Here is a 22,497-nt window from a genome sequence, read left to right on the forward strand (position 1 = left end):
CGGACGACCGGCCACAAGAGGGTCAGCCAGTGCGAGCGCAGGTGCCGGACGACCTCTTCGTCCTCGACGAGCAACTTGTCCGGGTAGGGCCCTTCTCCAGGATGACGCAGCGGGCCACGGATGTCCTGAGCCCGAGCCGCGCGCGTGTCGCGCCTCCGTCCGGCTGCCCGCGCCGGGGATCCACTGGGCCCGGAGGTGTTCACGGGACTGGTGGGGCACTGGGCCCTCGAACAGCGAGGTGGATCGTTGTGCTGACGTACCGTGGCCGGGCCTGCCGCATCACGAGTACAGAGTGGATCCCCCTTGACGTTCCAAACCGTCGTCGTTCCAGTCGTCAGCCTGCTGGTGCTCGTCCTTCCCGGGCTCGTCGTCGGACTTCTGGCGGCCCTACGACCCGGGGTCGCACTGGCCACCGCACCGCTGATCACGTACGGGATCACGACCGCGGCCGCGACGGCGGCGTCGTTCGTGCCGTTCCACTGGAACGCACTCACCCTGATGATCGTCACCGCGCTCGTGGCGCTGGCGATCCTGCTGGTCCGTGTGCTGACCGGCCGGGGGTCCGGCTGGCGGAGGAGTGTGCGCGTCGAGCGCCCCGCCCGCCTGTCGTGGCGTGACTGGGTCGTCGTCGGCGGGGTCGTCTCCGGTGGCTCGCTGTCCGCCGGCGTGCTGCTCTCCGGCTTCGGCCGCTTGGCTGCGCCGAACCAGGACTGGGACTACGTCTTCCACGCCAACGCGGTGCGGTTCCTTACCGACAGCGGCGACCTGGCTCCGACAGCTCTGCGCGTGATCAACGACTGGGAGTCCGTCGACTTCTACTACCCGCACACCTTGCACGCCCTCGCCGCGACGGTCGCGCAGCTGACCGGAGCCACCCCCTTCGAGGCGCTGAACGCTCAGGCCATGCTGGTGTGCCTCATCGCGGGCGCCGGGCTGGCGATGCTGCTGCGCCGCCTCGGCGCCCCGCTCGCCGTCACGGCGAGCACCCCCCTGCTCCTGGCCGGCTTCGCTAGTTTCCCGTACGACCTCCTGTGGCGCGGGCCGCTGCTGCCTTACGCCGCGGGCGTGGCGGTGAGCCCGGCCTTCGTGATCATCCTGGACGTCGTGCTCCAGCGTCGCTCCCCCGCGCTGGTCGTCCTCGCCGGGCTCGGCGCCGCCGGCCTCCTCGGACTGCACCCGAGTACGGCGTTGTCCGCCGGCCTGGTGGTCCTGGTGTACCTCGGGTTCCGTTGGGCGGCGCCGACGCGCACGCCGGGACGAGACGTGCTTCTGCTCGTGGCAGCTGGCGCGCTGGCGGTGGTGGCTGCCTTCCCCGCCGCCAAGGGCGCGGTGCTGAAGACGACCGGGGGCTGGGTACAGGACTGGCCGGCGATCGAGCGGCCCGGCCAGGCCGTCGGGGACCTGTTCCTCCTCAACCACGGCTCCGCCACCCCCCAGTACTGGCTGGCCGGGCTGATGATCGTCGGAGCGCTCACCCTGTACCGGGCGCGGTACCTGTGGTGGTGGGTCGGGTCTTCTGTCATCGCCGTCGCGCTGTTCGTGCTGGCGGCCTCCTCCGACTCGAAATTCGTCACCGATCTCACCGCGCCCTGGTGGAACGACCGCTACCGTTTCGCGGCGCTCGCCGTTCTGGGCTTCGCGCCGCTTGCGGCGCACGGGCTGCTGTCCCTGGCCACCCTCGCGGCGACGGCCGTGCGCCGGGTGCTCGGGGGGCGGGCATACCGCCTGTCCTCTCGGGCGGTCACCGGCGCCATGGTTGCAGCCGGGCTGGTCGTCCTGGCGTTGATCTCCCAGGGGCTGTACGCGCCCAGCAACCAGGCACGCATCGCGGGGGCCTACCAGGACGACCGGACTCTCGACCACCACGAGGTCGCCGCGATGGAGTGGCTCGCGGAGCACTCGAGCGGTGGCGCGGTCATGAACGACTCCAACGACGGGTCGGCCTACCTGTCCGCTGTCGCGGGCCTGCGCCCGGTCTTCGGGCACATCGTGAACCCCGGCGCGGTCTGGCTCCTGGGCGACACGCAGCAGCTCCTGTTCGAGCGGTTCAACTGCCTCGACTCCGATCCGGCGGTCCGCCAGGCGATCGAGGAGCTCGACATCCGGTACGTCTTCCTGGGCAGCGGCTTCGTCCGGCAGGACTTCCACCGAGCCCCCGGACTGGTCGGCGTCGGGAGAGCAGCGTCGTTGCAGCTCGTGCATCAGACCACCGGGGTTCGCATCTACGAGGTGGACCTGACCGAGACGCCGGTCGAGCCGGTCCCCGCGTGCGACCGGTCGGAGTCCGACGGAGACATGACCGGCTGAGGTCGCGGTGGCCACTACTCCCGCGTCCCTCAGTGGCCGGCGGAGCGCCGAACGTGCCGGACGTCGCCGGAGGCCAGCTCCACCTGCCCCCCAGGCGTGGCCACCACGAGCCGGCCGTCCCAGTCGACCGCCGTCGCCGTGCCCTCCAGCGTCGAGCCGTCCGGCAGGCTGACGACGACGTCGGTGTCCACGGTCGAGGACCAGGCGAGGTAGTCCCGGGCCAGCCCGGACGAGATCGGGTCGCCGAGGGCCGCCGTCCACTGCAGGTAACGCCGCTCCACGGCGCGCAGGAAAGCCAGGAGCACCGGTGCCCGATCCACCGTCGCGGCGGTAAGCCGGGACAGGGAGGTGCCGGTGTCGGGCAACTCGGCCGCCGTCGTCGACACGTTGAGCCCCACGCCCACGACGACCGCCGTCCCACTGCTCTCGGCCAGGATCCCGGCCAGCTTCCGGCCGTCCAGGGCCAGTAGGTCGTTGGGCCACTTCAGCGACGCTCGGACGCCCGTCACCTGGCCGACCGCCTCGGCCAGCGCCACTCCCGTCAGGAGGGGCAGCCACCCCCGGCGGGCGGCGGGCACGTCGGGGCGCAGCAGGAAGGAGACGGTCAGCCCGGCGCGCGGCGGGGAGGTCCAGACGCGGTCCAACCGGCCGCGGCCGGCGACCTGGTGCTCAGCCACGAGCACTGCACCCTCGGGTTCGTCGGCCGCGGCGGCGGCCACCAGCGCAGCGTTCGTGGACCCGATCTCGGGCACCACCTCCAGCGAGCGCCAGAGGCCGCTGTCCCGGGTCAGGGCTGTGGAGAGCGCCGGCCCGTCGAGGGCCGGGCGCTCCAGGTCGGACCATCGGGACGAGGGCGCGTCGGACACTCCCTCACGCTACGGCCGCGGCCGGCGACGGATCGGACGGGCAGTCGCCGAAGACCGGATGGGCACGAACGGCGCGTCGGTTCTGTCCGGCGAGGGACCTGCGCGCCCTGTGCGTCAACCTCCTCCGGCCCCTGGGAATCACGAGCCCCGGTCGCCCCGTGCGCCGCGGTCGGGACGATCGGCCGGGGTAATCTGGCCGCGACAACGGCGGCGACCCTCCGGTCGATGCGGGTCTCCCGACCTCCGCCCGGCATGACCTCTCGGTAACCGAATGCGCCGCGGGCGACGACACCCCCGAGGTGTCAGGTACGACTGACACGCCCACCGGGCACGTCAAGCCGGGGCAGCCGGTCATGGACGGCGTGAACGACGGCTCGATCCCGCCTCTTCCCGGGCGTGCCGCTGGCGGACACGAGCACGCCGGCCCGTCCGTACGCGCCTACAGGAACGAGCTGCTGATGGGTTCCGACCACATGGTCGACGAGAAGGCCCGGCTGATCGACGCTCCCGGGAGCGTCCGCCCGTACAGCGGCGAAGGCCCGTCCGGCCCGCGGACGCTTCATCGGCTCGGCGTCGCTCTGCTCGCCGGGGTGCTCGCCGTAGTCGTGGTCGCCCTGGCAACAGGCCTGATGACGGGAAGGCCGGTGGGCGTCACCGACAACGGGGACGGTGTCCGGCTGTTCTGCGGCGCGGGGCTCGTGCCCGCCACGCCGACGGGTCAGGCGAACTGGGCCGGCGGGGTGGTTCTCGACTTCGTCGCCGGCGGCGTCCCCTGCCCGGATCCGGCCCCCTCGTCGGCACTCGCGCTGCTCGACGCCGCCGTCGGGGGTGCCGCCGGCCCCTGGGCACTCACGGAGCTGGGTTGGCTCTACGCGCTCGCCGTGGCGGGGGTCACCGTGCTCGGCGCGTGGGCCGCCACCGCGGGCGGCCTACTCCGGGCCGCCGTACTCGTGCCCCCACTGGTTCCGCTCGGCGACGCGGACTTCTCCCGGTTCTTCCTCTCCACCTACGGGGAGCCGGCCGGGATGCTGGGGACCTACGCCCTCTGCGTCGGCACGGCCGCCGTCGCGGTGACCTGCCCCCGGCACCGCGCCGCCCGGGGGATGGCGCTGCTGCTGGTCGCGGCCGGCGGCCTCCTGGCAGCCACCGCCAAGACGGCGTACGCGCCGGTTCTGGCGGTCGCGGTGCTGGTCTGCGTGCTGACCTCGATCGCCGTACCCGGCCGCCCCCGGCGGTGGGCACACCTCGCCGGTCCGGCACTGGCGGCGGTTCTCCTCGCCGCCTCCGTGGCCCCGCTCGCATCGGCGCAGGCGTGGCAGGCCCGGCACTACGCGTGGGTGAACACGCACAACCTCGTTTTCACCCTGGTGCTCCCCGAGGTCGGCCCCGAAGCCGCCACCGCGGTCGGGCTTCCCGCTGAGGCGAACTCGCACGCCGGCCGCGCGTACTACCCCGACGGTCCCGCGGGCGTCCCGGGTGCGGAAGTGATCGCGGCAGACCCGGAAGGGGTTCGGAACGCGGCCTGGAGGACGCTCGTCAGGCACCCCGACGCACTGCTGCAGTCGCTGGGCATCGCCCTGCAGTCCACCGCCGACCGCGAGCTCGACTACCTGGCGGGCGAGCCCTGGACGCCGGCCACGCGCCCCTCGCGGGTGGTCGCTCCCGTGGGCGCCCAGGCGGCCACCGCCGAGTCCCTGCACCGGTGGCTGGACGAGATGAGCCGGCCATGGTGGCCATCCCTGCTGGCCGCGGCCGGGATGGCCCTCGGCGGGGCGTCATTCCGGATACGCTCACCTCTTGCGCGCGGTCTGGGACGGCTGAGCGGGCTGGCGGCGGTCACGGCCGTCGGTCTGGCCCTGGTCGCGGTGCTCGGTGACGGCTTCTTCGAGATCGCCAAGCACACGTGGCTGTCCGCGTACCTGCTGGACGTGGCGCTCTGGGCCGCGGCTGGCACCCTGGCCGTCGCCGTCATGCTGCCCCTGCGACGCGCCACCGCTCGGGGCACCTCCCGCACCGTGCGGTAGGACGCAAGCCGTGGCGCCCAGGGAGCCGGGAATCCGGGACGCCGATCAGCGGTCCCGGGAGCCGCCGCCGATCCTGTCAGATGGGCAGGCGCCGGAAGATGGCGCGCGGGGTGTGCCGCAGGCCGCTCATGACCCACCGCATCACGCCCGGCACCCACACGGTGTGGCGGCCCTTGCGCACGCCGTTGACGATGGCGTCGGCGACGGCCTCCGGTGTGGTGGCCAGGGGCGCGTCCGCCAGGCCCTCGGTCATCTTGGAGCGGACGAAGCCGGGGCGCACCACCAGCACCGACACCCCGCTGCCCACGAGGGAGTCGGCCAGACCGCTGTAGAAGGCGTCGAGCCCCGCCTTGCTCGAGCCGTACACGAAGTTCGACGCGCGGGGCCGCTCCCCCGCGACCGAGGAGAGCGCCACGATGACGCCGTGCCCCTGTGCGCGCATGCGGCCGGCCAGCTCGGTGCCGACCACGGCGGGCGCGACGTAGTTGACGTGCGCCAGCCGGCCCACGGCGTCGGCGTCGCTGCGCAGGAGTTCGGGGTCCCCGAGCTGCCCGAAGGCGACGACGGCGACGTCGATGTCGCCGCCGGCTGCCGCCTGGGCGACCATCTTCGCCGGGGAACCGGGGTCGTCGGCGTCGAAGTCGACGACCTCGACGCGCGCGCCCGCGGCGGCGAGCTCCTCGGCGACCGCCGCGCGGCGCGGGGTGTCCCTGGCCGCGACGACGACGCGCAGCGGCCGCTCGGCGAGGTAGCGACGAGCCGTCGCGACCGCGATGTCGGACGTGCCCCCCACGAGCAGCAGCGAGCCGACCGAACCGAGAGCGTCGATCACAGTGAGAGCCTCCTGGCCAGGTCCGAGGTGAAGACGCCGTCGGGGTCGACCCGCGCCCGGACGGCGCGGAACTTCTCGAGCTCGGGGTACATCCGCTCGAACACCTCCGGACGCACGCGGGAGTCCTTGGCGAGGTAGACCTTGCCGCCGGCGTCGACGACCAGGTCGTCGAGCTCGTCCAGCAGCCGGGCCAGCCCGCCGACCACGGGGATGTCCAGAGCCAGCGTCCAGCCGGGCGCCGGGAACGAGAGCATGCCCGGGTTGCCCTCGCCGAACCGCTTGAGCACGGCGAGGAACGAGGCGTGGCCGGAGTTGCTGATCCGGACCATCGCCTCGCGCAGCGCATCCTCCTGGCCGAAGGGAACGACGAATTGGTACTGGACGAAGCCGCGAGGGCCGTAGATCCGGTTCCACTCCCCCACGCTGTCGAGGGGGTGGAAGAACGTGCCGATGCCCTGCAGCTGGTCCCGCTTCTTCTTCGGCGACTTGCGGTACCAGACCTCGTTGAAGGCGGCGACCGTGGCCAGGTTGAGCAACCCGGGCGGGAAGACGTTCGGCGCGGAGAGCTTCACCGAGCCGTGGTAACGCAGCGGATCGGCCTGCTGGCGGGCCGGCAGCTCGTCGCGGCGGGCGAAGCGCCCGCGGGTGAGCACCGAACGCCCCATGCGGGCGGCCTTCGCCACGCAGTCGATCCAGGCCACCGAGTAGTCGTACAGGTGGTCGCTCTCGGAGAGCAGGGCCATGAGCGAGTCCAGGTCCGGCGTCCGGTCGGTGTCGACCAGGATGCGTGCGGACTCGATGGGCTTCATGCGCACGCAGGCACGCAGGATGACCCCCGTGAGGCCCATGCCCCCGGCGGTCGCCCAGAAGAGGTCCGGGTCCTGATCGGGCCCGACGCGGCGCACCTCGCCGTCCGCGGTCAGCAGGTCCAGCCAGGAGACGTGCTGGGAGAAGGTCCCGGCGATGTGGTGGTTCTTGCCGTGGATGTCGGCGGCGATCGCCCCGCCGACGGTCACGTACCGGGTGCCCGGGGTGACGGGGACGAACCAGCCCTGCGGCACGAAGAGGTTCATCAGCCGGTCCAGCGAGGTACCGGCCTCCACCACGATCTCGCCGGTGGCCGGATCGGTGTCCAGCACACGGTCGGCCGTGGTCATGTCGAGCACCTGGCCGCCGGCGTTCTGCGCAGCGTCGTTGTAGCTGCGGGCGAGGCCACGGGCGACCAGGCCCCGCGGTGGGCGGGAACGCAGAACCGCGCGGGCCTCCTCCTCACCGTGGACCGGGATCAGCGTCGCCGGGGTGGGCGCGGTACGGCCCCACCCGGTGAGCGGAACGCGCGGTGCGCCGGCGAGAGCAGCCGTCTCAGGCACTGAAGACCCCCACTCCCACGGTGGCGGCCCAGACGATGCCGAGGCCGAGCAGGACACGGTCGCGCAACACGATCTCCTCCGGGGCGCCCGCGGCGCCCTTGTCGACATCTACGGCGTACCGGAGGATCGCCAGGACGAAGGGCGCGATCGACAGGGTCGACCAGGGGATGCCCTTCTGCGTCTCCCCCATCTCGAAGGCCCACAGGCTGTAGGCGGTGCAGGCCACACCCGCCGAAAGACTCCAGACGAAGCGCAGGTAGCTCGCCGAGTACTCCTGCAGGGTCTTGCGCGTGTCGGCCGCCTCACCCACGAGCACCAGCTCCGAGTAGCGCTTGCCCGCCACCATGAACAACGACCCGAACGCGGCGACGAGCAGGAACCACTGGGAGAGAACCAGCCCGGCCGCGACGCCGCCCGCGATGCCGCGCAGCAGGAAACCCGAGGCCACGACGGCCAGATCGATCACCGGCTGGTTCTTCAGCAGGACGCAGTAGGCCAGCTGGATGACGACGTAGCTGGCCAGCACCCACGCCAACTCGGGCCGGGTGAGGGAGGCAGCAGCGGCCAGGGCCACGGTCAGCAGCACGACGGCGAGCCCCACGGCCAGCGGCCGCGACACGATCCCCGCGGCGATCGGGCGGAACCGCTTGCGTGGATGCCGACGGTCCTCCTCGATGTCGATCGAGTCGTTCACCAGGTAGACGGCCGACGCCGACAGGCAGAAGAGCGCGAAGGCCACGGCCGTCGGCCCTATGACGTCGGGGTCCAGGATGGCACCGGCGGCCAGCGGGGCCGCGAGCACGAGGACGTTCTTGACCCACTGGCGGGGTCGGACGGCGCGCACGAGGCCCCAGGCCAACGATCCGCGGAATCCCGCGGGACGAGCCGGCAGCGTTCCTGCGGGGCGCTCCTCCAGGGCACCGACCGCGGACGGCGGGGGTGACGCCTCGTGCAGTCCGGTGGTGGGGCGTGCGCCATCGGACACGGTCAGGCCTCCCTGGAAGCGGACATCCGGCGGACGAGGGCGGCTGTTCCGGCGCCCAGGGCGGCGCCCGAGATGACGTCCGACGGGTAGTGGACACCCAGCAGCACCCGCGAGACGAGCATGAGCCCGGTGACACCCACCATCGCCGGGCGGCCGACGATGGGACCGAACCCGACCGCCGCCGCGGCGGTCGAGCAGCTGTGCGCACTGGGGAACGAGAGTCGGCTGGGCGTCGCGACGAGCGCGGGCACGTCCTCCAGCGCCGGGCGGACGCGGCGGACGACCCGCTTGACGCCCACTCCCGCGGCGTGCGCGGTGACGACACCGACGGTCGCCGTCACCCAGTCCTCGCGGCGCCGGCCGGATGCCCAGCCCACGGCACCGAGCGCGATCCACCCGAGCGCGTGCTCACCGAAGCGCGAGAGCCCACGGGCCAGCCCGACCGCCGGTGTGCCACCCAGCGCCCGCCGCGTCGACCGGAGCACAGCATGGTCCACGCGCGCCAACGGAACTCTGAACGCCGTCATCATCGGAGCTCGACTGTAGCCGGGACCGAGCGCTCGGACAGCGCGCGAGTGGGAGACCCGTCACGCGGTACCACTTCCGCCACGTGCCGCGCACCGGCTACGACCCTCGCAGACCCGGCGCGGTCGAGGGCACGGCGACGCTCCCCTACGCTACGGCCCGTGAGCGCCGCCGAGCTGGAGAGCGCCGGGGAGCACGTCCCCGGCGACATCGACATCCACACGACCGCCGGGAAGCTGGCCGACTTCGAGCGCCGGGTGCAGGAGGCCACGCACGCTGGGTCCCAGCGCGCCGTGGAGAAGCAGCACGCGGCGGGCAAGATGACCGCCCGCGAGCGGATCGAGGCGTTGCTCGACCCGGGGTCCTTCACGGAGTTCGACGAGTTCGCCCGGCACCGGTCGACCAACTTCGGCATGGGCGACAAGCGGCCCTTCGGTGACGGCGTCGTCACCGGCTACGGCACGGTCGACGGCCGGCCGGTCGCGATCTTCTCCCAGGACGTCACGGTCTTCGGCGGCAGCCTCGGCGAGGTCTACGGCGAGAAGATCGTCAAGATCCTCGACTTCGCCGTGAAGAACGGCTGCCCGATGATCGGCATCAACGAGGGCGGCGGCGCGCGCATCCAGGAGGGCGTGGTCTCCCTCGGTCTCTACGGCGAGATCTTCCGACGCAACGTGCACGCCTCCGGCGTCATCCCGCAGATCTCCCTCGTGATGGGCCCGGCGGCCGGCGGCCACGTCTACTCCCCCGCCCTGACCGACTTCATCGTGATGGTCGACAAGACCAGCCAGATGTTCATCACCGGGCCGGACGTCGTGAAGACCGTGACTGGTGAGGACGTCACCCTGGAGGAACTCGGCGGCGCCCGCACGCACAACACCAAGTCCGGCGTCGCCCACTACCTGGCCCAGGACGAGAACGACGCCCTCGACTACGTCAAGGCGCTCCTGTCCTACCTGCCCAGCAACAACCTCGACCCGCTGCCGGCGATCGAGATGGCCCCGGTCGAGACCGTGCTCCCCGATGCCCTCACCGACGAGGACCTCGAGCTCGACACCTTCATCCCGGACTCGGCCAACACCCCCTACGACATGCACACCGTCATCGAGCACGTCCTCGACGACGGCGAGTTCCTCGAGGTGCAGCCGCTGTTCGCGCCCAACATCGTCATCGGGTTCGGCCGGGTCGAAGGCCGTCCCGTCGGCATCGTGGCCAACCAGCCGACCCAGTTCGCCGGCACGCTCGACATCGACGCCAGCGAGAAGGCGGCGCGATTCGTGCGCACCTGCGACGCCTTCAACATCCCGGTGCTCACCTTCGTCGACGTCCCCGGGTTCCTCCCCGGGACGTCCCAGGAGTGGGAAGGCATCATCCGGCGCGGCGCGAAGCTGATCTACGCCTACGCCGAGGCCACCGTCCCCAAGGTCACGGTGATCACCCGGAAGGCCTACGGCGGCGCCTACGACGTCATGGGCTCCAAGCACCTGGGCGCCGACGTCAACCTGGCCTGGCCAAGTGCGCAGATCGCCGTCGTGGGCGCGCAGGGCGCCGTCGGGATCCTCTACCGCAAGGAGCTCGCCGCGGCCGAGGACCCCGAGACCCGCCGGGCCGAGCTGATCGCCGAGTACGAGGACACCCTCGCCAACCCCTACATCGCCGCCGACCGGGGCTACGTCGACGCAGTCATCCCGCCGTCGCACACCCGCGTGCAGGTGACCAAGGCGCTGCGCGTGCTGGCCAGCAAGCGGCAGACCCTGCCGCCCAAGAAGCACGGGAACATCCCGCTGTGACGACGACATCAACATCGTCGTCCTCCGGACGACACCGCGGCCAGGAGCCGTCCCCCGGCCGCGATGAGCCCCGTCGTCACGCCTACGCGGACCCCTCCGGGGCCCACTCGGCGCGACCAGACCGCGATGAGACGCCGCCTCTGCTTCGAGTGGTCCGCGGGGAGCCGTCCGCGGAGGAACTGGCCGCGCTGACCGTCGTGGTGGCCACGCTGTCCCAGCCGCGGGCGCGCCGCCGTCCGACGCCGGTAGGGGCCTGGGCGTCGTACTCCGACGCCCATCGCCGGCCACTGCAGGTGGGACACGGCGGCTGGCGCGCCGCGGGACGGTTCGCATGAGCAGCGATCGCAAGCTCGTGCTCGCCTCGGCCTCCCCCGCCCGCCTCTCGCTGCTGCGCCAGGCCGGGCTCGCGCCCGAAGTCGTGGTCAGCCAGGTCGACGAGTCGACCGTCCGCGCACCGCGGGTGGCCGAGCAGGTCGCCCTCCTCGCCGCGGCCAAGGCCACGGCGGTGGCCAAGCGGGAGACCGACGCACTGGTCATCGGCGCCGATTCGCTCCTGGAGTTCCACGGCAGGCCGCTCGGCAAGCCGGCGGACGCCGCGGAGGCCCGCGACCGCTGGCGGCGGATGGCCGGCCGGTCCGGCATCCTGCACACGGGCCAGGCGCTCTTCGACGTCCGCGACGGCGCCGTCGTCAGCCGCGACATCGCCGTCGCCTCGACGGTGGTGTACTTCGCGACGCCGACGCCGCAGGAGATCGAGGCCTACCTGGCCACCGGTGAGCCGCTCGCGGTGGCCGGCGCCTTCACGCTGGACGGTCTGGGTGCGCCGTTCGTCCGCCGCGTCGAGGGGGATCCCGCCGCGGTGGTCGGGCTGTCCCTGACCGTCCTGCGCACCCAGCTGGCCAAGCGCGGCCTGTCCATCACCGACCTCTGGCGCCGCTGACCCCGTCCGCGTGACCTGGCCCGCGCCGGTCCCGCCCCGCGAACTACAGTTCGACCGTTACTCGAGAGGGAGTGCCCCGGTGCAGAAGGTCCTGATCGCCAATCGCGGTGAGATCGCGGTCCGCGTCGCACGTGCGTGCAAGGACGAGGGTCTGACCAGCGTCGCCGTCTACGCCGACCCCGACCGGGACGCGCTGCACGTCCGCGTCGCCGACGAGGCCTTCGCCCTGGGCGGCACGACGCCGGGCGACTCCTACCTGGTCATCGACAAGATCCTGGACGCCGCCAAGCGGTCCGGCGCGGACGCCATCCACCCCGGCTACGGCTTCCTGTCGGAGAACGCGGACTTCGCCCAGGCCGTCATCGACGCCGGGCTGACCTGGATCGGCCCCTCACCGCAGTCGATCATCGACCTCGGCGACAAGGTCGCCGCCCGGCACATCGCCACCAAGGCCGGCGCCCCCCTCGTGCCCGGCACCAAGGACCCGGTCAGCGGTGCCGACGAGATCGTCTCCTTCGCCGAGGAGCACGGCCTGCCCGTGGCGATCAAGGCGGCGTTCGGCGGTGGTGGCCGTGGCCTCAAGGTCGCCCGCACCCTCGAGGAGATCCCCGAGCTGTTCGACTCCGCCGTCCGCGAGGCCGTCTCGGCCTTCGGCCGCGGGGAGTGCTTCGTCGAGCGGTTCCTGGACAAGCCGCGACACGTCGAGGCCCAGGTGCTCGCGGACACCCACGGCAACGTCGTCGTCGTCGGCACCCGCGACTGCTCGCTGCAGCGGCGCAACCAGAAGCTCGTCGAGGAGGCCCCTGCGCCGTTCCTCACCGACGAGCAGCGCGAGCGCATCCACTCCTCGGCCAAGGCGATCTGCAGGGAGGCCGGCTACCACGGTGCCGGCACGGTCGAGTACCTCGTCGGCCTGGACGGGTCGATCTCCTTCCTCGAGGTCAACACCCGCCTCCAGGTGGAGCACCCCGTCAGCGAGGAGACCAGCGGCATCGATTTGGTGCGTCAGCAGTTCCGCATCGCCGCTGGCCTGCCGCTGGAGATCACCGAGGACCCGACCCCGCGCGGGCACAGCATCGAGTTCCGGATCAACGCAGAGGACGCCGGCCGCAACTTCATGCCGGCCCCCGGCCCGGTGGAGCGGCTGGAGATCCCGCAGGGCCCGGGCGTGCGCTGGGACTCCGGCGTCGAGACCGGCGGCGAGGTCGTCGGCGCGTTCGACTCGATGCTGGCCAAGCTGATCGTCACCGGTGCCACCCGCGAGGAGGCGCTGCAGCGCGCCCGCCGCGCCCTGGACGAGCTGATCGTCGAGGGCATGCCCACGGTCGTCCCCTTCCACCGGGCCGTGATCCGCGACGAGGCCTTCACCACTGAGCCGTTCACGGTGCACACGCGCTGGATCGAGACCGAGTGGGACAACCAGGTCGCCCCCTACGACGCCGCCCCGGCCGAGCAGGAGGAGGAGACGCCCCGTCAGACCGTCGTCGTCGAGGTTGGGGGACGGCGGCTCGAGGTCTCCCTCCCCGCCGGGCTCGCCGCCGGTGGCGGCGCCGCTCCGGGAGCTCCGTCCAAGCCGCGCAAGCGGGGCTCCGGCCACGGCGGATCCGGTGCGTCGGGTGACTCACTCACCTCGCCGATGCAGGGCACGATCGTCAAGGTCGCGGTCGAGGACGGCGCCACCGTGAACGCCGGCGACCTCGTCGTCGTCCTCGAGGCGATGAAGATGGAGCAGCCCATCACCGCCCACAAGGCCGGGCGGATCTCCGGCCTCTCCGCAGAGGTCGGGGCCGCCGTGACCAGCGGCGCGGTCATCTGCGCCATCGCCGACGCGGACTGACCCGGTGCCGCTCAGCGGCTGCCCGGCACGGCTACCGCTCAGTCGCGGGTGACCTGTCCGCTGCCGTCATCGAGGGTGAGCGTCCCGCCCTGGAAGTCCTGGGCAGTTCCGCCGGTGACCGGGTAGGGACCGGAGGTCGGGTAGCCCAGCGGGCCCCGTTCCCATCGCTGCGCACCCCACGCCGCAGCGATCGGCCCGGAGACAGCATGGGTCCCGGTCACAGCGGTGCTGTAGATGGTGCCGCCCTGGAACCTCTGCAGGCAGCCGTCTGCGACCAGGCCGCACGACCGCGCCGTCGTGGGATAACCGAGGAAGCCGCTCGCTGAACCCTGCGCGGCCCACACGTCGGCGATGGGTCCTGCGAGCACGGACTGCGCCCCGGTGCTCGGACTCCAGAGCACCGATCCGGCTCGGAAGTCCTGCCGGCACCCGCCGACGGCGACATCGCAACGCTGGTCGGTGGCCGGGAACCCCAGCGGTCCGGCCTCCCACCGTTGTGCGGCCCAGTGGTTGGCGATCGGCCCCGGAACGACGGTGGCGGTGCCGGTGTTCGTGCCATAGACCGTGCCGCCCTGGAACCGCTGCAGGCAGCCGCCGTCCTTCAGTCCGCAGACCTGACCGCCGATGGGATATCCCAGAGGGCCGGATTCCGCTCCCTGGTTCCCCCAGTGCGTGGCGACCGGGCCGGCGACGGCACGTGCCCCCGTCGCCGCCGTGTAGTAGACGGTCCCGCCCTGGAAGCTCTGCAGGCACCCGCCTCCGGCCAGCCCGCACCGCTGGTCACCCGTCGGATAACCGAGGGGCCCCTGCTCCCACCGCTGCGCCCCCCAGGCGTCGCCGATGGGGCCGAGGATCGCATGCGCCCCGGTGGCCGTGGTGGCGTAGATTGTGCCGCCCTGGAACCGCTGCAGGCACCCGCCGCCGACCAGGCCGCAGACCTGCGCCGACGTGGGGTAGCCCAGCGGCCCCTGCTCCCAGCGTTGCCGGGCGAAGGCACCGGCCACCGCCCCGGTCACCACCCGGGCGCCGGTCGCCGCCGTGTAGTAGACGGTTCCGCCCTGGAAGCTCTGCAGGCACCCGCCTCCGGCCAGCCCGCACCGCTGGTCACCCATCGGATAACCGAGGGGCCCCTGCTCCCACCGCTGCGCCCCCCAGGCGTCGCCGATGGGGCCGAGGATCACATGCGCCCCGGTGGCCGTGGTGGCGTAGATCGTGCCGCCCTGGAACCGCTGCAGGCACCCGCCGCCGACCAGGCCGCAGACCTGCGCCGACGTGGGGTAGCCCAGCGGCCCCTGCTCCCAGCGTTGCCGGGCGAAGGCACCGGCCACCGCCCCATGCACCGCACGCGCCCCGGTCGCCGCCGTGTGGTAAACGGCCCCGCCGAGGAAACTCTGCAGGCAGCCACCGCCGGCCAGCCCGCAGCGCTGGTCACCGGTCGGAGGGCCGAGCGGTCCGGCGTCCGACCCTTCGGCGGCCCACGCGGCGGCGAACGCACCGGAGACGACATGACCGACCGTCCCGGAACCGGCGTAGATCGTGCCGCCCTGGAACCGCTGCAGGCACCCACCGCCGACCAGGCCACAGACCTGCGCCGACGAGGGGTAACCCAGCGGCCCCTGCTCCCAGCGCTGGGCGCCCCACGTTCTCTCCACCGGCCCGGTGACGACGGCGTGGGCACCCGTGGTGGTGGTCCTGTACACCGTCCCGCCCTGGAACTGCTGCAGGCATCCGCCGTTGACCAGCCCGCAGGTCTGATTGCCGGTGGGGTAGCCGAGCACTCCTGACTCCGCGCCCTGTGCGGCCCAGGTCTCGCCAACGGGGCCGGCTACGGCGCGAGCCCCGGTGGCCGAGCTCCACAGGACGGTCCCGCCCTCGAAGCTCTGCCGGCAGCCACCGCCGGTCAGACCGCAGATCTCGTCCGCCGTCGGGTACCCGAGTGACCCCCGTTCCCAGGCCTGGGCAGCCCACGCACTCATGATCCGAGCGGACACCCCGTGCACTCCGGAGGCTGCGGACCAGTACAGCCACCCTCCGTCGAACCGCTGGCTACAGCCACCACGGACGAGATCGCACCGCATCGCCGCAGAAGGCGGTCCCGGCCAGCCCGACCGGCCTCCGGCCGATGCCCATGCGTCGCGGAACGGACCCTGGACGACGATGGCGCCTCGAGTCTCCTCCCAGACGACCGTTCCGCCCTCGAACGGCTGGTCGCACCCGTCGGCGTCGCAGACGGCCGGTGCCGTGGGATAGCCCAGCAGGCCGGCCTGGGCGCCGTTGCGACGGTGGAACTCCCCGATCTGACCCGACGTCCCGAACGTGCCTGCCCCCGGAGACCAGTAGATTGCCCCGCCCTGGAACTGCTGGGCACATCCACCGTCGGCCAGACCACACGCGGTGTCCGTGGAGGGGAACCCCCAGACCCCGGAGAACCCATTGCCCGCGAGCCAGAACGGGAGGATCTCCCCGCGGACCAGGTGCGCGCCCGTCGAGTGGGTCCAGTAGATGCCGCCGTTCTCGTAGGCGCGCTCGCAGTAGCGCGTCACGTGCGCGGTGCCGCACACCTCCGCCGCAGTCGGCGCACCCATGGGGCCGGCGTCGCCCCCGGCCGCCTCGTGGGCGAGCGTGACCGCGCTCACCGGTTCCACCCGCACTGTCGCCGCCTCCACCGTGACGGCTTGCACCGTCACCCGGTAGGCGCCCCCGGTCACGTAGTCGTCGATGCGCACGGTTGCCCCCACCTGGAGCGCGACGTGGAAGTCGCTCTCCCAGGCCGACGGGGAGGACGGCGTGCCGTCGAGGAGTAGGGACGTGTCGTTCCCCTCGGTGTCCTGCCGGAGGAGCACACCGGACTGCAGGCCGACCCAGTTGTCCTGCGTCCCCAGGTACTGGTCCCGGCCGCTGGACGGGCGGTACTCCAACCAGTACGTCCTCCCGTCGGAGTTCCGCATCGCGATGCCCCGGACGCCGGTCCGCCCGGACACGGGGGCGAGGGTGACGGTCTCGGTCGAGCCGGTGAGCTCGAAGGACCGCGAGCTCACCGGCATGAACCGAGCCGCCTGGACGACGGTGAGAGACCCCAGCTGGTCCCAGGAGGCTCCCATGACGTCGTAGTAGTCGCGGTACGCCTCGACCGAACACCCACTGTTGTAGCCGCTGCCCGAGCACAGCAGACCAGAGGAGTGCCCGAGACCGAAGTTGTGCCCCAGCTCGTGCGCCAGGACCGACGTCTCGGTGTCCCGCACGTAGGAGAAACCGCCGGTGGAGGGGGAGGAGCCGACCTCGGCGAGCCCGTACGAGCACGCCGGAAGGCCGGTGTTCGGTACGTAGAGCAGGAGGTGCTTGCCCGAACCCCTCGTGAAACCGACCTTCGCGGCCACCTCGTCCCACAACTCGTACGGGTCGGAGCAACCCGCGGTGGCGGTGATCCAGTCGCGCGAGGTCGTGACGCCCAACCGGATCGCCCCGTCGGTCTCCCGCTCCCAGAAGTCGGCGACCGGCCCGTTCACCGCTGCGACGACGTCCGTGAGACTGGCGGAGTCCCTCGCACCACCCGCGGGAACCACCATCGCCACCGTCACGGAGTTGGTGAACGGCGGAGTCGCCGGCGAGGTCAGCGGCGGAGCGGCAGGCGCGGGGGCGAGCACCTCGGCGTCGAGTACCTCGCGCGCCCGCTCGTACCCCTCGGCCGACGCCGCATCCGTGACGGTGCGTCCCACGGTCAGTTCGACGGTGGCGCCTACCTCGAGGTCCTGGACGTCATCGGTGTCGAGCCGGACCACGTCCCCGGCAGATGTCCGGAGATAGCTCAGCGGCCCGTCACCCGCGTGCTCGGCGGCCGTTCGTGGATCCTCGTACTCCGGCCACACCTGTTGGAACGTGCCGCTGACGGTGTCGCCTGTCGTCACGTCCTCGTCGGCGGAGGCCGGGGTGGCCCAGCCCGGGACCGGGAGAACGACGGCCGCCGACAGGCACACGGCGACCAGCCGCGCCCCGCGCGGTCGACGGGAAGTTCTCACAGGAGGCTCCAGAGGCAGTGGGATCGGGGTCATCTCACCCGCAGCAGCGCGGATCGCCCGAGGACTCTCCGTGCGCAGCGCAGTTGCATCAGCACGCAGCGATGCGGCGCCGACGACGCAACCGGCCGGCGAGGAGCACCAGGGCGAACGCCAGGGCGGACCCGGCCACCGGCACCAGGAGGCCGCGCCCCGCCGCCGTGTCCGCAGACGAGTGGAGTGCCACGGGGGCGCGCTGCCCCAGACCGGCGTGGTCCGGCACCCGCAGGGCAGCGCTCTCCCCGACGGTCGCGACCGGCGCCTCGGCGGCCGGCGGGCCCGTACCGGGGAGCACGGTCGCCCTCGGGGCCCGGGGGGTGGGGGACGCCGGCGTGACGGCGGTGGCCGGCCGCGTCGGCGTGATGCTCACGACGGCACCTTCCGGCGACACGCCCTGCACCACGACGGAGAAGTCACCGCCCGACACCGGGACGGCTGTTCCCACCGGCAGGGTGGCGCGGTAGTCGCCATCCCAGCCGCCGGCGGCGGACGGCGTCGCGTCAAGCAGGACGGACGTGTCCGGCAGGCCACCCGCGCGGCGCAGCAGCACACCGGACTCCAGGCCGAAGCGGTTGGCGGGGTCGGCCAGCCAGCCGTCACGGCGGGTAGCCGTTCGGTACTCCAGCCAGTAGTCGACGCCCTCGGCGTCCGTGAGCCGGATGGCACGTGTCCCGTCGCGCCCGGCGAGCGGCGCCAGGGTGACGGTGGCCGCGCTCCCCGAGACGGGGATCGACTGCTGCTGGGCCACCGGGAGCGCATCGAGCAGGGCGGCCTGCGGAGCGTTGAGGGAGCCCAGCTGCGACCACGAGACGCCCATCACGTCGTAGTAGTCGCGGTAGCCCACCGTGCGGCAGGAGCCGCCTTCCACGGTCGCGTCGCACTGCTCGCCCGAGGAGTGCCCGAGTCCGAAGTTGTGGCCGAACTCGTGGGCGATCACGGAGGTCGCGGTGTCCCGGACGTACATCCGGCCGCCGCTGGAGGGTGCGCTGCCTACCTCGGCGAGCGCGTAGCCACAGTCCGAGGAACGGCTGACGTAGAGCAGGAGGTGCTTGCCGGGGCCCGGCACGAACCCCACCCGTGCCGCGACCTCGTCCCAGAGCAGACCCGGCTTCTCGCAGTTCACGGGGGCCGCGGCCCAGCCGTGGGCGGCGGTGACGCCCAGGGAGATGGCGCCGTCGGTCTGCTCCGACCAGAACGGCGCGACGCGGTCGTTCACCGCCGCGACGACCTGCTCGAGCGAAGTGCCGTCGCCCTTCGGGTCCGAGCCGGCGGGGGCGACCATCGCCACGGTCACCTCGTTGGTGAACCGGGCCGACGCCGGGGCCGGCGTGACCACCGGCGGAGCGAGGACCGTGGTGTCCACGACGGGCGAGGCCTCCGCTCCCCCGTCCTCGGAGTGGTCCGGGGTGGGTCCCTCGACGGTGACCGCGACGGTCGAGCCGGCCGGCACCCCCTCGACGCCCCCGGTGTCGATCAGGACCGGGTCGCCCTGCGCGGGCTGGACCCAGCTCATCGGCCCCTCATGGGCGTGGCCGGCGGCGATCTCCCCGGGAGCGGCCTCGGCCCAGGCCTGCACCAGCCTGCCGACGACCGTCGTCCCGGCCGGCTCCTCGGCCGCGGCGACGGCACCGGGCAGGACCGCCGGGGCGACGATCCCGGAGAGGACCGCGGCGGCCACGGAGAACGAGCGCAGCAGCCGCCGGCGAGCAGCAGGGGCGGGGGCGGACCGGGCAGCAGACATCCACCCTGACATCGGCGGTGCCCACGCCCGTCGGCACCGAACTGCCGGTGTTGAGCGGAGCGCTCGTCACATCCGGCTCAGTTGCCGCTGCTCCCCCGCCCGTTCCGCGCGGGATCGTTCTCAGGCGAGGTGGTCGGCCCCCATCAGGCGGCGACCGGCCTCGGTGATCGAGCCCGACAGCGACGGGTAGATGGCGAACGTCTGCGCCAGGTCGGCCACCGTCAGCCCCTTGGTGACGGCGAGCGCGATGGGGAGGACGAGCTCCGAGGCACCGGGGGCGACGACGACCCCACCCATGATCACGCCCGTCGAGCGCCGGGCGAACAGCTTGACGAAGCCGTCGTGCAGGTCACCCATCTTGGCGCGGGCGTTCGTCGCCAGCGGCAGCCGCACCACGTCGACGTCGGTCGCGTCCGGCAGGCTCTTCTCCTGCACCCCGACGGTGGCGATCTCCGGATGGGTGAAGACGTTGGCGGCAACGGTCTTCAGCTTGATCGGGGCGACGGCCTCACCGAGGGCGTGCCACATGGCGATCCGCCCCTGCATGGCGGCTACCGACGCCAACTGGAAGACGCCGGTCACGTCACCGGCGGCGTAGATGCCGGGCACCGACGTCCGGGAGACCCGGTCGACGACGACGTGCCCGGAGCCGGTGACCTCCACCCCGCACTGCTCGAGGTTCACGCCGGCGGTGTTCGGGACGGTGCCGACCGTCATGAGCGCGTGCGATCCCTCGACGGTGCGCCCGTCGGTCAGCTCGACCAGGACGCCCTTCTCGGTGCGCTTCACCGAGGCTGCGCGGCCCCGCTCGGCGATCTTCCCGCCGCGGGACTGGAAGACCTTCTCCACCACGGCGGCGGCGTCGGCGTCCTCGCCGGGCAGCACCTGGTCGCGGGAGGAGACCAACGTGACGGGCACGCCGGCCTCCAGGTAACCGGAGGCGAACTCCGCACCCGTCACGCCGGAGCCCACGACCACGAGGTGCTCGGGCATCTCCTCGAGGTCGTAGACGTCGCGCCAATCGAGGATGCGCTCGCCGTCGGGCTCGGCCCCGGGCAGCACCCGGGGGTCGGCGCCGGTGGCGATGAGGACGACATCGCCCTCCAACTCCTCCGCGACGTTCCCTTCGACGTCGACGACCTGCACGCGGTGCGCGGCCAGCCCCCGGAGCTCGTCGGAGAGGCGCCCCTGCCCGGCGACGATGCGCACGCCCTCGGCGGTCAGGCGCGCGTGGATGTCGGCCGACTGCGCCATGGCCAGGCCCTTGACCCGGCTGTTCACCGACGCCAGCTCCAGGTTCACGGTCGCGAGCTCGGCTCCTCGGAGGCCGAGGACGCCGGAGTCGCGCACCGACGTCATGGTGCCGGCGGCAGCGATGAGGGTCTTGGACGGCACGCAGTCGGTGAGCACACTGGCGCCCCCGATGCCGTCCCGCTCGATGACGGTGACCTCGGCACCGAGCTGCGCGGCGACCAGCGCGGCCTCGTAGCCGGCCGGTCCGCCGCCGATGATGACGATGCGGGTCATGAATCCTTCCCCGGTGCTGATCGGACGGTCGGAGCCCATTCTCCCCGGTGCGGACGCGCGACGTGTGACCGCCGTCCTTCGGCCTGCCAAGTTCGGTCGTTAGTCTCGGCGCAATGGGCCTCTACGCCGCCTACGGGTCGAACATGGATCCCGCACAGATGGTGCGCCGCTGTCCGTCGTCCCCGCACACCGGCACCGGGTGGGTTCGCGGCTGGCGGCTCACCTTCGGCGCCGAGGAGTACGGCTGGGACGGTGCGCTGGCCACCCTGGTGCCCGACGACGACTCCGGTCCCGGCGTGTTCGTCGCGCTCTACGACCTCACCGAGGCCGACGAGCGCGCGCTGGACGCCTGGGAAGGCGCCGACCAGGGGCTCTACCAGCGGGTGCACCTCCGCGTGCACACGCTCACCGGCGACGAGGTCGCCTACGTCTACGTCCTCGACGCCTTCGAGGGCGGGCTGCCTTCCGCCCGGCACCTGGGCGGGATCGCTGACGCCGCCGAGGCGGCAGGTGCGCCCACCGACTACGTCACCGCCCTGCGCTCCCGCGAGTGCCGCTCGACCTCCTGAGGCTCTGCGGTCATGAAACCGGCGTGGCGACACGCCGTCGTCCCATGGTGTGCCGCCCCCGCGACTTCATGATCGCCGCCGAAGTCAGGGGGTGACGGCGGGCGCGTCCTCCGGGGCGGCGAGGAAGGTCTGCAGGATCTGCTGGGCGGCCAGAGCCGGCGTCAGGTCCCCCGACAGGACCGCCTTCTCCAGGTTCGGCACCGCTGAGCGCACCGCGGGGTGGGAGCGCAGCTGGTGCTCCAGCGAGTCACGGACGAGTTGCCAGGTCCAGCGGACCTGCTGGGTGCGTCGCCGATCGTCGAACTCCCCCGAGGCCTTCATCCGGTCCTGGTGCTCGACCAGCTTCGCCCAGACCTCGGCCAGCCCCTCACCGGTCAGCCCGGCGCAGGTCATGACGGGCACGTCCCAGCCACCCTCGGTGTGCCCGCGGAGCATCCGGATCGCTCCGGCGAGTTCGCGGGCAGCCTTGCGGGCGTCCGCGGCGGCCGGGCCGTCGGCCTTGTTGACGGCGATGACGTCGGCGATCTCGAGGATGCCGCGCTTGATGCCCTGCAGCTGGTCGCCGGTGCGGGCGAGCGTCAGGAAGAGGAAGGAATCGACCATCTCGGCGACGGTGATCTCCGACTGCCCGACGCCGACGGTCTCGACCAGCACGACGTCGTAGCCGGCCGCCTCCACGACGACGATCGACTCGTGGGTGGCCTGCGCGACCCCACCCAGCGTGCCCGAGGTGGGCGACGGCCGGATGAAGGCGTTCGGCTCGACCGCCAGCCGCGACATCCGGGTCTTGTCGCCGAGGATCGACCCACCCGAGCGGGCCGACGACGGGTCGACGGCGAGCACCGCGACCTTCGAGCCGGCGCTGGTGAGGTCCACCCCGAGCTGGTCGATGAAGGTCGACTTGCCGACCCCGGGGACGCCGCTGATGCCGATCCGGCGGGCTCCCCCGGCGTGCGGCAGCAGCTCCACCAATAGCTCCTGTGCCCGCTCCCGGTGGTCACCGCGCCGGGACTCCACCAGCGTGATGGCGCGCGCCATCACGCGCCGGTCGCCGGCCAGCACCCCCTCGACGAGCGCGGGTACGTCGATCGGTCGGCTCACGCCCCGCCCCGGACGGCGACAGTCGCCACTT

Annotated in this window: 16 protein-coding genes; 7 read left to right on the forward strand and 9 right to left on the reverse strand. The window is 72.7% G+C overall.

All coding sequences use genetic code 11. From position 1 onward, the window contains the following. Positions 1-303 precede the first annotated feature (303 nt). Complete coding sequence (locus tag CHB94_RS24535) at positions 304-2,307, forward strand: DUF6541 family protein (RefSeq protein ID WP_141137487.1); 2,004 nt, start codon at positions 304-306, stop codon at positions 2,305-2,307. A 29-nt stretch (positions 2,308-2,336) separates the two neighbouring features. Here the strand turns inward: CHB94_RS24535 and CHB94_RS12855 are convergent, their stop codons facing one another. Continuing rightward, positions 2,337-3,173, reverse strand: coding sequence for a biotin--[acetyl-CoA-carboxylase] ligase (locus CHB94_RS12855; RefSeq protein ID WP_141137488.1), 837 nt, complete (start codon positions 3,171-3,173; stop codon positions 2,337-2,339). Positions 3,174-3,631: 458 nt separating this feature from the next. Between CHB94_RS12855 and wsfD the strand changes: the two genes are divergently transcribed. Continuing rightward, positions 3,632-5,197, forward strand: a complete 1,566-nt coding sequence (gene wsfD / locus CHB94_RS12860; RefSeq protein ID WP_141137489.1) for a glycan biosynthesis hexose transferase WsfD — start codon at positions 3,632-3,634, stop codon at positions 5,195-5,197. A 76-nt stretch (positions 5,198-5,273) separates the two neighbouring features. Here the strand turns inward: wsfD and dprE2 are convergent, their stop codons facing one another. Genes dprE2 through CHB94_RS12880 form a run of 4 tightly spaced genes read right to left on the reverse strand, consistent with a single transcriptional unit; the run spans position 5,274 to position 8,881 of the window. Further along, positions 5,274-6,029 carry a decaprenylphospho-beta-D-erythro-pentofuranosid-2-ulose 2-reductase gene (gene dprE2 / locus CHB94_RS12865; RefSeq protein ID WP_089336973.1) on the reverse strand — a complete coding sequence of 252 codons (756 nt, stop codon included), beginning with the start codon at positions 6,027-6,029 and terminating at the stop codon, positions 5,274-5,276. Beyond that, complete coding sequence (gene dprE1, locus CHB94_RS12870; protein WP_089336974.1) at positions 6,026-7,399, reverse strand: decaprenylphosphoryl-beta-D-ribose oxidase; 1,374 nt, start codon at positions 7,397-7,399, stop codon at positions 6,026-6,028. Before dprE1 ends, dprE2 begins: the two co-directional genes overlap by 4 nt. Beyond that, entirely contained in the window at positions 7,392-8,384 is a 993-nt protein-coding gene (locus tag CHB94_RS12875; RefSeq protein WP_254920612.1) for a decaprenyl-phosphate phosphoribosyltransferase, read from the reverse strand. The genes dprE1 and CHB94_RS12875 overlap by 8 nt, the downstream gene beginning before the upstream one ends. 2 nt (positions 8,385-8,386) lie before the next feature. Then, a complete protein-coding gene (locus tag CHB94_RS12880) occupies positions 8,387-8,881 on the reverse strand; it encodes a phosphatase PAP2 family protein (protein WP_254920613.1) in 495 nt (164 codons plus the stop codon). 189 nt (positions 8,882-9,070) lie between these two features. Here CHB94_RS12880 and CHB94_RS12885 point away from each other — a divergent pair, with 189 nt between their 5' ends. From CHB94_RS12885 to CHB94_RS12900, 4 genes are all read left to right on the forward strand, one after another. Further along, positions 9,071-10,699, forward strand: a complete 1,629-nt coding sequence (locus CHB94_RS12885; RefSeq protein ID WP_089336975.1) for an acyl-CoA carboxylase subunit beta — start codon at positions 9,071-9,073, stop codon at positions 10,697-10,699. A 149-nt stretch (positions 10,700-10,848) separates the two neighbouring features. Then, positions 10,849-11,034, forward strand: coding sequence for an acyl-CoA carboxylase subunit epsilon (locus CHB94_RS12890; RefSeq protein WP_254920614.1), 186 nt, complete (start codon positions 10,849-10,851; stop codon positions 11,032-11,034). Further along, a complete protein-coding gene (locus tag CHB94_RS12895) occupies positions 11,031-11,639 on the forward strand; it encodes a Maf family protein (protein WP_089336976.1) in 609 nt (202 codons plus the stop codon). The genes CHB94_RS12890 and CHB94_RS12895 overlap by 4 nt, the downstream gene beginning before the upstream one ends. Positions 11,640-11,718: 79 nt before the next feature. Continuing rightward, positions 11,719-13,476 (forward strand): acetyl/propionyl/methylcrotonyl-CoA carboxylase subunit alpha, encoded by a 1,758-nt coding sequence (locus CHB94_RS12900; RefSeq protein ID WP_089336977.1) that lies wholly within the window; start codon positions 11,719-11,721, stop codon positions 13,474-13,476. 38 nt (positions 13,477-13,514) lie between these two features. Here CHB94_RS12900 and CHB94_RS12905 read toward each other — a convergent pair whose 3' ends face one another. The 3 genes from CHB94_RS12905 to CHB94_RS12915 form a co-directional block, all read right to left on the reverse strand. Continuing rightward, on the reverse strand, positions 13,515-17,492 hold the full coding sequence (locus CHB94_RS12905; protein ID WP_176445544.1) for a hypothetical protein: 3,978 nt from the start codon (positions 17,490-17,492) through the stop codon (positions 13,515-13,517). Positions 17,493-17,580: 88 nt separating this feature from the next. Continuing rightward, a complete protein-coding gene (locus tag CHB94_RS12910; RefSeq protein ID WP_141137491.1) occupies positions 17,581-19,269 on the reverse strand; it encodes a zinc-dependent metalloprotease family protein in 1,689 nt (562 codons plus the stop codon). A 120-nt stretch (positions 19,270-19,389) separates the two neighbouring features. After that, positions 19,390-20,796, reverse strand: a complete 1,407-nt coding sequence (locus CHB94_RS12915) for an NAD(P)H-quinone dehydrogenase (protein WP_089337052.1) — start codon at positions 20,794-20,796, stop codon at positions 19,390-19,392. A 113-nt stretch (positions 20,797-20,909) separates the two neighbouring features. Between CHB94_RS12915 and CHB94_RS12920 the strand changes: the two genes are divergently transcribed. Continuing rightward, positions 20,910-21,365 carry a gamma-glutamylcyclotransferase family protein gene (locus CHB94_RS12920; protein WP_089336980.1) on the forward strand — a complete coding sequence of 152 codons (456 nt, stop codon included), beginning with the start codon at positions 20,910-20,912 and terminating at the stop codon, positions 21,363-21,365. A gap of 84 nt (positions 21,366-21,449) precedes the next feature. On the opposite strand, the gene meaB is transcribed toward CHB94_RS12920, so the two are convergent. Further along, complete coding sequence (gene meaB / locus CHB94_RS12925; RefSeq protein WP_089336981.1) at positions 21,450-22,466, reverse strand: methylmalonyl Co-A mutase-associated GTPase MeaB; 1,017 nt, start codon at positions 22,464-22,466, stop codon at positions 21,450-21,452. Between the last annotated feature and the right edge of the window lie 31 nt (positions 22,467-22,497).

It is taken from the genome of Blastococcus mobilis (genome assembly GCF_900188025.1).
GTDB classification, from domain to species: domain Bacteria; phylum Actinomycetota; class Actinomycetes; order Mycobacteriales; family Geodermatophilaceae; genus Blastococcus_B; species Blastococcus_B mobilis.

What these genes read in the sequence shown, in the direction of transcription:
- CHB94_RS12895 (WP_089336976.1), top strand. Translation starts at nt 11,031, where the DNA reads ATGAGCAGCGATCGCAAGCTCGTGCTCGCCTCGGCCTCCCCCGCCCGC.
- CHB94_RS12920 (WP_089336980.1), top strand. Translation starts at nt 20,910, where the DNA reads ATGGGCCTCTACGCCGCCTACGGGTCGAACATGGATCCCGCACAGATG.
- wsfD (WP_141137489.1), top strand. Translation starts at nt 3,632, where the DNA reads ATGGGTTCCGACCACATGGTCGACGAGAAGGCCCGGCTGATCGACGCT.
- CHB94_RS12915 (WP_089337052.1), bottom strand. Translation starts at nt 20,796, where the DNA reads ATGACCCGCATCGTCATCATCGGCGGCGGACCGGCCGGCTACGAGGCC.
- CHB94_RS12910 (WP_141137491.1), bottom strand. Translation starts at nt 19,269, where the DNA reads ATGTCTGCTGCCCGGTCCGCCCCCGCCCCTGCTGCTCGCCGGCGGCTG.